Genomic DNA, 12,280 nt, shown 5'->3' on the forward strand with positions numbered 1-12,280 from the left:
CCTTTCGCGAACGGGTCAGGTCAGTCGGCCGTCCCGCAGGTTTCGGACCCGGTCGGCCGCGTCCAGTATCTCGGTGTCGTGGGTGACCATGACGGTGGCCGTGTTCTGGGCGCGGGTCTGCCGGGCGATCAGGTCGACGATGTCGCGGGAGCGTGCCCGGTCGAGCGCGGAGGTCGGTTCGTCCACGAGGAGGATCTCGGGGGCGAGGAGGAGGGCACGGGCCAGTCCGACCCGCTGGCGCTCGCCCCCGGAGAGCTGGTGCGGACGCCGGTCGGCGCGGGCGGTCATCCCGACCGCGTCCAGCAGCTCGTCGGCCCGTTGGCGGGCCGACCCGTCGAGACGGCCGGCGATGTGCGCGGCGACGAGCAACTGTTCCCTGGCGGTGAGGGAGGCGAGCAGGTTGGCATGCTGGAAGACGTAGCCGATGTGGTTGCGTCGGTGCGCGGTGCGCTGGCCCTCGGTGAGGGTGGTCAGGTCGGTACCGGCGACGTGGACGGTTCCCTCGCTGGGGCTCTGCAGCCCGCCGGCGACGGCGAGGAGGCTGGACTTTCCCGAACCGGACGGGCCGGTGAGGGCGAGGAACTCGCCCCGCGCGACGGTCAGGTCGACCCGGTCGAGCGCGGTGACCTGCTGGGCTCCGCTGCCCAGCCGGAGGGTGACACCGGCCAGTCGCAGCGCGGCGGGCAGGGTCGTGCCGTCCACGGTGGTGGCGGTGGCCGGGGTGGTCGGGGTCATCGGTTGGCTCCGAGGGCGGTGAGGGCCTGCACCTTGGTGATGCGACGGATCGCGACGGCGGCTCCGGCCAGACCGAGAACGATCAGCAGGGCCGCGGCCATGGTCACCTGGCCGGGGTCGAGGGAGAAGGGCGCCGACCGGTTCATCGCTCGGCCCAACGCGAGACCGACGCCGGTGCCGGCGGCGGTGGCCAGCAGCAGGACGACGGTGACCTGCGTCAGTGCGTCGCGCAGGAGGTAGCCGGTTCCCGCCCCGATGGCCTTCAGCAGGGCGATCTCCTGGCGGCGCTGGATGGTCCACACCGTGAAGAAGGAGCCCACGACCAGGGCGGAGATGGCGTACAGGAAGGCGCGGATCAGGGTCATGGTGCTGGATTCGGCGGTGTAGCCCGGGGATGCCGCGTAGGTGCCCGCCTTGTCCACGCTCCGCGTGCCGAGCCGGCGGTCGGCCGTGGCGGGGTCCACGCCGGGTGCGAGTTGGAGGGCCACGGCGGTCGCCTGGTCGGTGGCCGCCGCCGGCAGCGGGCCGGCCAGACCGTAGTGCAGCTGTTGCCAGAGCGGCAGCGGCGCGTACACGACGCCGATGTGGCCGAACGAGGCGTGCCCGATCGTGCCCACGACGGTCAGCTCGGTGCCCGCCTGTCCGGCGGTCAACCGGTCGCCGATGCGCACGCCCTCCGCGGCGATGTCCGCGCTGATCAGGACGCCGTTCGGGGCCGCCGACAGGGGCCGCCCCGACACCGGTGGGGGCGCCAGGAACCCGTCGGGCTCGACCCCGAACACGGCGAGATCCAGCTGCTTGCCGGCCGAACCGGCCAGCCGTGCGTGGACGAGCTGCTGCCCGAACGGCTCGGCCCGGCGTACGCCCGGTTGGGACGCCCAGGCTTCCCAGGTGGTCTTCGTGACGGTGGAGCGGGAGAACAGTTCTCCGGTAGCGGACTTGTCGAACGCCAGGTGCGTGACGGGCAGGGCGCGCAGCGCGGAGACACCGGAGTCGGCGAGCCCGCTGGCCAGCCCGGACAGGATGACGCCGAGCATGGCGATCAGGGCGACGACCGCGCCGATGAGCGCGAAGCGGCCGCGGGCGAACCGCAGGTCGCGGAGGGCGAGGAACATCAGGCGGACTCACCCGGTACGCCGTCGGCGACCGCGGCGACGGTCTCGAACGGCTCGACGGTGCCGGCCATGCCCTGGGTGGAGGGTCCGTGGGCGGCCCGGAAGGACGGCGAGCGCATCCAGGCGGTGAACGCGTCCCGGGTGGTGAACTCCATCACCGCCACGTACACCCCGCCGGCCTGTGCGGGGCGCAGCAGGCGCGCCCCGAGCAGGCCGTCCACCCCGGGCAGCGTCTCACCCATGCTCGCCGTGAATCGCTCCTCGAAGGTGGACTCCTCGCCGCCCGGGACCGGGATCCGGTTCATCACCGTGTACATCGACTGCGCACCCATCTCCTCCGACCGGAGGGCACCGGAGCCGGCCCGAAGATGCCGACTCATGTGTTGGCATCCTAGCGCATGTTCCCGACACAGGTGTCGGCAAGCTTTGCGGTCGGCGCCTCGCCGCGGGCGGCGAGGAACTCGACGCCCGGCGGCACGAGGGCGCCACCGGGCGCGGCCCACCGACCCGGTCGCCCGTTCACTCAGCCGGAGCTGCCGTTCCGGCCGGCGACCGGCGGGTGCAGGGCCAGTACCGAGGGCACCCGGTCGGGGGCGGCGGCGCGCAGCAGGCCGTAGCCGATGCCGGCGAGTCCGACCAGCAGCGCCGGATTCTCGCCACCACCGGCCAAGCCGCACACCCAGCCGCGCTCGTCGAGCCGGTCCAGGATCGCCGCGGTCTGCCGCAGCGCCGTCTCGCCGGCGGCAGCGGCCGCGGCCTCGTCGAGCACCGCAGGCGCGGTGCAGAACAGGTCGAGCGCGCCGAGATCGCCGTGGCACAGCGAGAAGTTCCAGCCGAACCCGGCGGCTGCCGCGGTGTCCAGCGCGGTGCGCAGATCGGCGGTCAGCTCGGCGACGGTACCCGCGCCGCCGACGCCACCGCCCGCGCTCTGGTCCGAGCCGAGGTCGGCGACGCCGAGCTCGCGCGCGGCGGCGAGCAGGCCGGTACGGGACAGGCCGAGGCCGACGGCGCCGTGACACCACAGCACCGGGAAGGACGCCTCGTGCGGGATGCCGGTACGCACGTCCGGCCAGTTCCCGGCGGCGGCGTCGAACAGCGACCGCTCGTACGCCAGGGCCGCCGCCGCGGTGGGCAGGTACCGCCGGTCGCCGGTCACCGTGGCGGCCCGGGCCAGCGCCCAGGCCGGCCCGGCGGCCCCGTGCGCGAAGCCGGCCAGCGGCCGCGGCGAGACGTCGGCCATCGACGCCGCGCGCCAGCCCACCCCGGCCGGTTGCCGCTCGGCGCGGGCGCACAGCTGGTCCGCGCAGGCGGCCACCGCGGTGCGGACCGCCGCGGACGGCCGGACCGCGTGCCAGGCGGCGAGCCCGGCGATCGAACCGGCCGCACCGCTGATCACGTCGTACTCGGCGTCGTCGGTGGCGAGCTCGCCGACGCCCGCGGCCATGTTGTCGGCCAGCGCGGCCAGCTCCTCGTCCGGCCGGATCGCGTGCAGGTGAGCCAGCGCGTACAGCACGCCGCCGTAGCCGCAGAGGCCGCCGGCCAGGTTCCGGGGCAGCCGGAGCACCTGGGCACGCAGGGTGTCCAGGGCGCCCGCGGCTGCCGCCCGGTGCGCCGCGTCGCCGGTCACCTCGGCCAGCCGGGCCAGGAACAACGTCACGCCCGCGGTACCGGAGTACAGGTCGGCGCCCAGCGGCGCCAGCGCCCACGCACCGCCGGGCAGCAGCCCGGGACCGGCCCAGGCGAGGCTGCCGTCCCGCCGGTACGCGAGGGCCACCAGGCGGTCCGCCGCCCGCCCGGCGTACTCCAGCGCGCGGGCCGCGACCCGGTCGGCCGCCGGCAGCGGCGCGGCCGGTACCACCGCGGCGACGGTGCCGTCGGCCTGCGGCACGTGGTCGGTTCGCGACGACTCGACGGCCCAGCGCAGCAGCGACCGCTGGGCGGCCAGGTCGTCCTCCCCCAGCGCGTCGAGCTTGGCCAGCGCGAGGCTGAGCGCCGGCTCGTCGGAAACCGCCGGCAGCTTGCGACCGGCGGCGTCGCACAGCGCGGTCCCGCCCGGCCGCGCGGTGAACACCGGTACGTCGGTGGCGGCCAGGTCGGCGCGCTCGGACGCCAGCAGCGGCGCGACCGCCTCCAGCCGAGGTACCAGTTCCCACAGCCGGTCCAAGTGCCGGTCGGCGGCGAGCCCGTCGCGCAGCCGGTCCGGGTGCAGCCCGGCCACCACCAGGGTGCGGTACTCCATCGTCTCCCGGCACAGCACCCGGATCTCGTCGTCGGCGAACGCGTCGAGCAGCTCGCGCACCGCCTCCCGGTGCCCGGCGAGAATGCGGTAGGCCTCGGTGAAGCCGGCGTCGAGATCGGCGCGGAAGTCGGCCAACCGCAGCGGTTCGCCCGGCGGCAGCGGCCGGGACGCGACCTGCCCGATGCCGACCCGGCGGTACCCCACCCGCACCTCGTCGGTACCGGCGTCCCGCAGCTCCGGGATCTCCCGCGGCGGCAGCTCGCGCGGGTCCCAGCCCAGCGCCGACACGTCGGCGCCGCCGTTACCGACCTCCACCCAGGCCCGGTACGGCAGCATGCCCGAGCGCAGCACCGAACCGCCGATCGCGGTGTTGGCCACCAGCTCGGCGGCGGACAGCTCGTGCAGATCCTCACGCAGCCGCGGCGTCAGCAGCGTCTCGTGGTCGATCAGCACCGGCTGGTCACCGACCGCGATCAGGTTCTGCGCGTGGCAGTCGGTCGCCTCCAGCAGGTACAGCAGCGCGGTCAGCGTGCCCGCCCGGTGGTAGAAGCGGTGCAGGTCGGCGCCGTCCGAGCAGTACCGCTGCTGCACGTGCGCGACCCAGCCGTAGCCGTCGCGCGCCAGGCAGGGCAGCTCGGCGAGCGGCCACCGCAGGTACCCGTTGAGCCACGCCACCAGCTGCTGGTAGTGCGCGTCGACGGCGAGCGACCGCGGCTTGTACAGGATCCGTACGCCGTGCTCGAAGCGCAGCCGGGCCACCGTGCGGCCGCCCCGATGCCGGTCGCCAAGGTCGGTCTCCAGCTGCGTCACTGCGCCGAGCGGTGCACCGCCGGCGAACCGGGCGGACAGCTCCGGCAGGTCCGCGACGAGCCGGTGCACCAGCTCCGCGCTGGCGGTCACCCAGTTGCGGCACACGGTCACCAGCCGGCGCGCCAGCACCGGGTACTCGGCGAGCAGGCCCGCCGCGATCCCCGGATCCCGCAGCCGGTCCAGGAACTGCCGGTACCGGCCGGTGGGGGTGTCCGCGGTCAGCGCACCGGTCACCTTCGCCACCTGCACCTCGAGCACCATGCTGCGCTGGGTCAGCGCGTACGCGTGTGCGGTCAGCGACGGCAGGAACCGGGCGACGGCGGCGTCCGGGTCGCCGAACGGGGTGTCGCCGAGCGGGGCGAGCGCGGTACGCAGCCGGCCGGCGGCGGCAGTCAGCAGCGGCCCGGCGACCGCGGCGAGGTCGTGCTCGGCGGGCAGCTCGATCGGGGCCGGCGTGGCGAACGCGGCCACCAGCTCGTCCACCCACGAGCCACCGGCAACCTCGGCGGTGGCGCCGGCGTGGCCGAGACCCACGCGGTCGGCCAGCGCGTCCGGCGGCTCGGCGAGCTGGTCGTGTACCACCTCCACGGTCAACCCGTCCGCAGCCAGCCGACGGTCGAACCAGCCCGCCTTGTGGAACGGCGGCTGGGCGCGCCAGCGGGCCATGATGCGGTCGGCGCGGGCCGACCGGCCCGGATCGACGACCGCCGGCTTGCCCCGTTCGACCGCCGACAACGCCTGGCTCATGGCCCGCCGCAGCGCGACCAGAGCTGCCTCCACCCGACCTCCCACCGGCCGACCTCCCACCGATCAGGGCTCCCACCGATCACGGGCCGTCCCGACGTCCCCGGCCGCGGTTGCCTCCCGCCAGCCGCCGCCGGACGGCCGCTGCGTTCCGAGAACCGGGCCGCATCGCGGCCGGCGGCGGGCAGCGCGGCCTCGCGCTGCCCGCCCGGCCGGTCAGGCCGCGCAGCTGCAGATGTGTGCACAGGTGACGCTGGCGTAGTTGCAGGTGGACGCCGCGCCGGTGGACACGTACAGCTCGCGGTCGACCTCTCCCGCCGGATGTGCTACGGCGGACTCCAACTCGAGCCGGAAGTCCTCGTCCCGCCAAGCGCGGACCAGTTCTTCTGCCGACATGGAACCTCCCTCGTGACGAAGCGTGCGGTGCGGTACGCGCCCAGTATTCGCACGGTGGTTGGTGTTCCGTTTGGCGTTGCGCTCACGGCAATTGCCGTACCGCGCCGTTCGGCGAGGTGGGACGGGGGAACCGGTTCCGGCCCGGCGGCCGGGAGACTGGGTGTTGAGCCGGCCCGGAGATCTAGGTGCTGGGGCGGGCCAGGCAGCGGAAGCCGATGTGCGACATCGCCGACTCGACCTGCTGCGCCTGCCGGGCCGCCGGCCGGTACCGCCGGCAGTAGTTCTCCGCGCACAGGTGCGAGCCGCCCTTGAGCACCCGCCGCGGTACGTGCGCGCCGCCCTGCTCCTGGTCGCCGTAGCTGCCCTCGGCGTCGTCCACCCGCGGATTGACGGGCGGCGCGCAGCAGGCGTGCGTGGCCGGATGGTTGCTGCGGTAGAAGTCCGCGGTCCACTCCCACACGTTGCCGGCCACGTCGTACAGCCCGTACCCGTTCGGCGGGAACGATCGCACCGGGGTGGTGCGCTGCCGCCGCGCCGGTTTGAGGTTGTGCCAGGGGAACTCGCCGACCCAGGTGTTGGCCATCCGCTTGCCGCCGGGCAGGAACTCCTCGCCCCAGGCGTACGGCGCGCCGTCCAGCCCGCCGCGCGCGGCGAACTCCCACTCCGCCTCGGTGGGCAGCTGCTTGCCGGCCCACTGTGCGTACGCCTCGACGTCCTCGGCGCACACGTGCACCACCGGGTGGTCGTCGCGGCCGGTGACGTCGGAGCGCGGCCCCTCCGGATGCCGCCAGCTCGCCCCCGGCACGTACCGCCACCACTGCTGCATGTCGGTCAGGTCGACCGGCTTGTCGGTCGGGGTGAACACCAGCGAACCGGCCAGCAGCAGCCGGCGGTCGACGTTCGGGTACTGCGCCGGGTCGAGCGGCCGCTCCGCCACTGTGACGTATCCGGTGTCGGTGACGAACCGGGCGAACTGCACCACCGTGACCGGGGTCGGGTCGATCCAGAACCCGTCGACGGTGACGCGATGCGGCGGCCCCTCCTCCGGGTAGTCGGCGAGGTCCGAGCCCATCGTGAACGTGCCGCCCGGCACCCACACCATCGCCGGGTCCGGCGGTTGCTCTCCCGCTGTCATGACGCCAGCTACGTTACGCGGCGCCGGAGCGCAGGGTCAGGACGGTGATCTCGCTGGGCGCGAACACCCGGAACGGCGGGCCCCAGAAGCCGGTCCCCCGGCTGGTGTACAGCTGGGTACGGTCGCCGTGCCGGGTCAACCCCGCGACCGACGGCTGGTCCAGCCGGACCAGGTAGTGGAACGGCCAGATCTGGCCGCCGTGGGTGTGCCCGGACAGCTGCAGATCCACCCCGTGCTCGACCGCCAGCGAGATCTGCTGCGGCTGGTGGGCCAGCAGCAGTACCGGCAGGTCCGGGTCGGCGCCGGCGAGCGCCGCGGCGTGGTCGGCCCGGTGCCCGGTGCCGGACGAGCCGGCGGTGCGGTCGTCGACCCCGGCCACCACCAGCCGGTCGCCGCCGCGTTCCACCACCAGATGCCGGTTGTGCAGGGTCGACCAGCCCAGTTGCGCCATGTGGTCCATCCACGCCTGCGCCTCGCCGTAGTACTCGTGGTTGCCCGTCACGTACGCCCGGGCCAGCGTGGCCCGCACGTCACCGAGCGGCGCGGCCTGCGCCAGCCGGGCGTTCACCGAACCGTCCGCGATGTCACCGGTGTGGCAGACGATGTCCCCGTCCAGCTCGTTGACCACGTCGATCACCCGGCGGGACCAGTCGGCCCGGTCGATCGGGCCGTAGTGCGTGTCGGTGATCAGCACCACCCGCAGCCCGTCCAGGCCGGCGCCGAGCCGGTCCAGCCGGACCGACACCTCGGCCACCCGCGGCAGCCGCATCGCCTCGACGTACCCCCAGGCCAGCAGCACGATCGTGATGACCAGGCCGACCGCGGCGACGACCCGGGACACCGCGGTGCCGGACAGGTCGGTGGCGAGCAGCGGGAGCCGGACCAGCTGTGCCAGCGTGCACCAGACGAACAGCACCCCGATCACGCCCAGCAGCACGTCGCTGGTGCGGGCCGCGGGGTCGTTCGCGCGCCGGTGGCCCAGGTTCATCAGCACCGGGAACCCGATCGCGGCCGCGACGAACAGCACCGTACCGACGACCACGACGCCGGTCGGCCAGCCGGGCGCGAGCACCAGCGTCCACCACGACAGGCCGAACAGCAGCACCTCCACCGCCACCAGCACGGCGGCGAACGCCACCACCCGGCCGATCCGTCTGCCGGGCTCGGCCCGTACATCCTCGGTTGCCGTCACTACACACTCCGTATCCATCTCGCGCCGCGCCCGCCCGCCGCGCACCGCACGAGCATGACACCCCAACCTGAGACCAGCCCACGACGCCCGCGGTACCCGGCTTCGACGGCCGGCGGCCGTGCGCCACGGACCGTCGGCCCCGCTCCTGCCGCGCCGTCCGGGCACAGCCGGACGCCACGGGCACCGCACCAGGGGCACCACCTGGGTCAACACCTGGGTCAACACCGCGAACAACGTGGGTGTCGCGATCGGCGGTCCGCTGAGCGTGGGATGCGGGCGAGTCCGGGTCAGTCGGCGAAGCCGGCCAGCGCCGACCGCGCGTCGGCCAGCTCGCCGCGCAGCCGCTCGGCATCGAACCGCCAGCGCGAGTCGAGGCTGAACCGGCGACCCCGTTCGGTCCAGAACGCGAACGGCGAGACCGAGTCCGCGCCGGGCCGGATGAACTTCACGACCTCGGCGAGGGCTGCGACGCCCGCGCCGAGGGCGGCGTGCGCCTCCCGGCGCTGCTCGTCGGTCAGCCCGACCGGGCTGTCCGGCACCTGGGCGAACATCGCGTCGGCGATCTCCAGCCACTCGCCCGGGTCGAGCAGCTCCGACGGCGTCGCGTCGCCGAACCCGCTCCCGTCGTCGACCGGCACCGAGGCGTCGTCCGGCACCCGGAACACGTACTCGCGCCACATCCCGCAGGACGGGCAGGCGCCGGAGTACCGCCGGGCGAGCACGCCGTCGATCACCTCCGACGCCGACCGCTCCGGCTCGAACCCGGTCGCACCGCAGTGCTCGCACGGCTGGCGAGCCAGGTAGAGGTACGCCTCGGACGCGGTCCGGGCCAGCCGAAGGCTCATCGAAAGTTCACGTCTCCTCGCGCCGATGACGGCTCGTCGTCCGCATCGTCGTCCTCGTCGATCCCGTACAGCGCCTCGAACTCCGCGACCGCGGCCCACCGCCGCGCCCGCGCCGCCGCCAGCTCGTCCGGGCGCAGCAGCTCCCCGGCCACCGAACGCACCGCCCGACCCTGCTCGGTCCAGAACGCGTCCGCCGGCAACTCCTCCGCGCCGGCGGGCAGGAACTTGCGGATCTCGTCCACGGCCGCCGCCGCCAGCAACACCGTGTCGTGCACGGCCGGGACCTGCGAGGCGGTCAACGACTCGCCCGAGTCTGCCACCTGCTCCAGCACCCGCCGGCACATCTCCGCGACCAGCAACCACTGGCCGGCGTCGATGATCGTCGACGGCTCGTCGCCGTAGCCGAGCACGTACCCCGTCGGCGGCGCGGCCGGGGGCTCAGCCAGCTCGAAGACGAACTCCCGGGACCGACCGCAGCGCGGGCACTCACCGACGTAGCGCAGCACCCGCGGCGGCTCCGGGTCGAGCACGTCGACGTCCGGGGCGAACTCGTTCTCGCCGCACGGGCAGGGCACCAGGTCCATGTAGACGTATGCCTCGCTCCTGGTGCGGGCACGAGGCATCGACATGCCGCCACCATACCGGGCACGGTCGATCGACCATCAGCGTCGAACCAGGGTCGAAAGCACGAAACCGGGCACCGTCACGGCGAGCGGCCCGCCCGGATCCACCACCAGCCGGTACGTCCGGTCCGGCCACGCGGCCGCCACCTCGGCCAGTTCGACCGGCGCCACCTCGACCTCCTCGCCGAGCGCGTCGGCGGCCCGCCGGGACGCCGTGTACACGCAGACCGCGCGGCCGTCGTCGAGCGGCACCACCGGCCACACGTACCCGGGATCTGTCGGGTGCAGGTCGCCGGTGCCGGTCGCCATCCAGACGACCGCACCATCGGCCGCGAGCGCCGCGAAGATCGCATCCCGGTCGTCGGCGGCCACCGCCTCGTACAGCGCCGCCTCCAGCGCGTTCAGCGGGCGGAACGGCTCGGTGGCCGCCGCGGTCGGGTCCGGCCGGGCCGGCAGCCGCACCGTGCCGTCGGCCTCCTCCGCCGACGGCGCCGGCAGGTACGCCTCGATCGGCGTGCCGGGGTCGACCACCAGCCGCCAGCTCGGGTCCGGCCAGCTCCGCGCCAGGTCCTGGTAGGTCGTCACGCGCCAGCCGGCACCGCGGGGTGCCGGCGCGGGCTCCCCGGTGAAGGCGACGAGATGCACCCCGCCGTCGACCGTCACCGTGGCGAACCGCGGGGCCGCCGCATCCGCGTCGACCGCCGCCGACGGGAGATACAGCGGCGCGTCCAGCAGCAGCTCGAGGTATCCGCGGTCGTCGTCGCGCTCGACGGCCAGCCGCAGCGCCGCCTGCACGTCGTCGGCCGGCCGCCAGCCGTCCGGCCGCGGGGCCCGCCGCGGCGGTTGCGCCGGCTCCGGCGGCGGCGCGTCGCAGCGCCCAGCCAGCCGCAGGATCCCGTCGTCGGCCCGCACCGACGCCACCACCCGCCCGCCCGGACGCTCCGCGATCACCTCGTACCGGTGTCCCTCGGTCACCGTCGGTTCCGCCCCGACCGTCCAGCCGTGCGCGGTGAGCACCTCGGCAGCGGTCCGGACCAGCTCGGGCGCGGTCCACGCCATCCCGGGCGGGGCGGTCGCCACGGTGACCGTGCACGCCCAGTCGCCGTTCCCGGAGGCCGGCTGCGCGCCGACCGGGAACGGTCCGCGCTCCCGCTCGACCACCGGCGCGCAGTCCGGGCATGCCGCGGCCGCCACGTCCAGCAGTGCCCGGCGCAACGCCTGCCGGGCCGCCACCTGAGCGTCGCCGAGAGCCTCGGCCATGCTCACCTCCGGTCGTCGATCTCGGCCAGCAGCACCTCGTAGCCGTCCCGCACGGCCCGCATCCAGTCCCGGGTCAGCCGCCGCGGGTCGGCCGCGAGTACCTGCCGGCCCAGCGGGGAGAACAGCCGGTCGGCGGGCACCCGGTCACCGTCGGCGGGCAGGAACCGCATCGCCTCCACCACGGCGTCGCGCGCGTACTCCAGCCGGGCGCGACGCTGCTGCGCCGGCTCGGCCACGGGGCTGCCATCGGCCCCGGCAGTGTCATCGGCGGCCGCCTCGGTCAGCGTGGCCACCTCCAGCCACTCCGCCGCGTCCAGCAGTTCCGAGGGCCGGCCGGCGCCGAACAGGGTCGCCGGCTCGATGTCGTCCGGCTCGGCCGGCGGCGCCTGCTCGGGGCTGCGGAAGTCGGCCTCCCGGACGGTGCCGCACCGGCCGCAGCGCCCCGCGTACCGCTCCAACGCGACGCCGGCCACGGTGGCGGTGGACACCAACCGCCACCGCGTCTCCCGATCGGAGCACGCCGGGCACTCGGTCAGCTCCAGCCGCAACCGCGTCTCCGCCGGGGTCCGTGCCAGCGCCGGGCGGTCGGGCGTCACGACCGGTCGCCGCGCGACTGCCGCTCGGCGAGCGAGGACCAGTAGCTGTCCCGAACCACCAGCAGCCGCTCCCGGTCGAACCGGCCCGGCTCCTGATCCCGCACCCGACGGCCCCGCTCGGACCAGAACGCCTCATCGGGCACCGCCTCGGCGCCGGCCGGAATGAACTTGATGATCTCGTTCATCGCCGCCACCGCGATGGACAGGGCGTTCAGACCGGCGGTCGGATCGTCGGTGGGCACGTCGCTCGCGGTCATGTCCGCGACCCACAGCCACTCGCCGGCGTCCAGCAACTCCGACGGCGCGTCGCCGCCGAAGTGGTACCGGTCACCCGAGGCCGGCACCGAACCGGGCGCCGGCAGCCGGAACACGAACTCCCGAAGCGCGCCGCACGTGCAGGTCCCCGAGTAGCTGCGGGCCAGCTCGCCCTCGGCGTCCACCAGGGCGCTCTTCCATTCCACCTCGACCGAGCCGCACCGCTGGCATGGATGCAAATCCATGTACAGGTGTGCCTCGTCCCGCGTCCGCGCAAGCCGCAAAGCCATCCGTCAACCCTAGTTCGACCCCGCCACGCCGCGCCGCGCCGGCTC

At 74.7% G+C, this 12,280-nt stretch carries 12 protein-coding genes; all 12 read right to left on the reverse strand.

Translation table 11 applies throughout. The annotated features are described in order from the left end of the window. Positions 1-15: 15 nt before the first annotated feature. The 12 genes from Asera_RS32355 to Asera_RS32410 all read right to left on the reverse strand — a co-directional run bounded on the left by Asera_RS32355 (position 16) and on the right by Asera_RS32410 (position 12,190). Positions 16-735, reverse strand: a complete 720-nt coding sequence (locus Asera_RS32355) for an ABC transporter ATP-binding protein (RefSeq protein ID WP_051801933.1) — start codon at positions 733-735, stop codon at positions 16-18. Continuing rightward, positions 732-1,850: an ABC transporter permease gene (locus tag Asera_RS32360; protein ID WP_030445137.1), complete on the reverse strand. Its 1,119-nt coding sequence runs from the start codon at positions 1,848-1,850 to the stop codon at positions 732-734. Before Asera_RS32360 ends, Asera_RS32355 begins: the two co-directional genes overlap by 4 nt. Next, a complete protein-coding gene (locus tag Asera_RS32365) occupies positions 1,850-2,230 on the reverse strand; it encodes an antibiotic biosynthesis monooxygenase family protein (protein WP_211255501.1) in 381 nt (126 codons plus the stop codon). The genes Asera_RS32360 and Asera_RS32365 overlap by 1 nt, the downstream gene beginning before the upstream one ends. Before the next feature lie 143 nt (positions 2,231-2,373). Next, positions 2,374-5,679: a type 2 lanthipeptide synthetase LanM family protein gene (locus tag Asera_RS32370; RefSeq protein ID WP_030445135.1), complete on the reverse strand. Its 3,306-nt coding sequence runs from the start codon at positions 5,677-5,679 to the stop codon at positions 2,374-2,376. A 180-nt stretch (positions 5,680-5,859) separates the two neighbouring features. Then, the gene (locus Asera_RS32375; RefSeq protein ID WP_030445134.1) at positions 5,860-6,039 is read right to left on the reverse strand and encodes a mersacidin/lichenicidin family type 2 lantibiotic; all 180 of its coding nucleotides are present in this window, start codon (positions 6,037-6,039) and stop codon (positions 5,860-5,862) included. Between the two features lie 181 nt (positions 6,040-6,220). Further along, positions 6,221-7,174, reverse strand: coding sequence for a formylglycine-generating enzyme family protein (locus Asera_RS32380; RefSeq protein ID WP_030445133.1), 954 nt, complete (start codon positions 7,172-7,174; stop codon positions 6,221-6,223). A gap of 13 nt (positions 7,175-7,187) precedes the next feature. Next, positions 7,188-8,366 carry a metallophosphoesterase gene (locus tag Asera_RS32385; RefSeq protein ID WP_035295626.1) on the reverse strand — a complete coding sequence of 393 codons (1,179 nt, stop codon included), beginning with the start codon at positions 8,364-8,366 and terminating at the stop codon, positions 7,188-7,190. Between the two features lie 287 nt (positions 8,367-8,653). Beyond that, a complete protein-coding gene (locus Asera_RS32390; protein ID WP_051801932.1) occupies positions 8,654-9,211 on the reverse strand; it encodes a hypothetical protein in 558 nt (185 codons plus the stop codon). Next, positions 9,208-9,840, reverse strand: a complete 633-nt coding sequence (locus tag Asera_RS32395) for a hypothetical protein (RefSeq protein WP_157034684.1) — start codon at positions 9,838-9,840, stop codon at positions 9,208-9,210. Before Asera_RS32395 ends, Asera_RS32390 begins: the two co-directional genes overlap by 4 nt. 33 nt (positions 9,841-9,873) lie before the next feature. Continuing rightward, entirely contained in the window at positions 9,874-11,094 is a 1,221-nt protein-coding gene (locus Asera_RS32400) for an SseB family protein (RefSeq protein ID WP_030445129.1), read from the reverse strand. A gap of 2 nt (positions 11,095-11,096) precedes the next feature. Further along, a complete protein-coding gene (locus Asera_RS32405) occupies positions 11,097-11,690 on the reverse strand; it encodes a hypothetical protein (RefSeq protein ID WP_051801930.1) in 594 nt (197 codons plus the stop codon). Beyond that, positions 11,687-12,190, reverse strand: coding sequence for a hypothetical protein (locus tag Asera_RS32410; RefSeq protein ID WP_244844124.1), 504 nt, complete (start codon positions 12,188-12,190; stop codon positions 11,687-11,689). The genes Asera_RS32405 and Asera_RS32410 overlap by 4 nt, the downstream gene beginning before the upstream one ends. Between the last annotated feature and the right edge of the window lie 90 nt (positions 12,191-12,280).

The organism is Actinocatenispora sera (assembly GCF_018324685.1).
Classification (GTDB): Bacteria; Actinomycetota; Actinomycetes; order Mycobacteriales; family Micromonosporaceae; genus Actinocatenispora; species Actinocatenispora sera.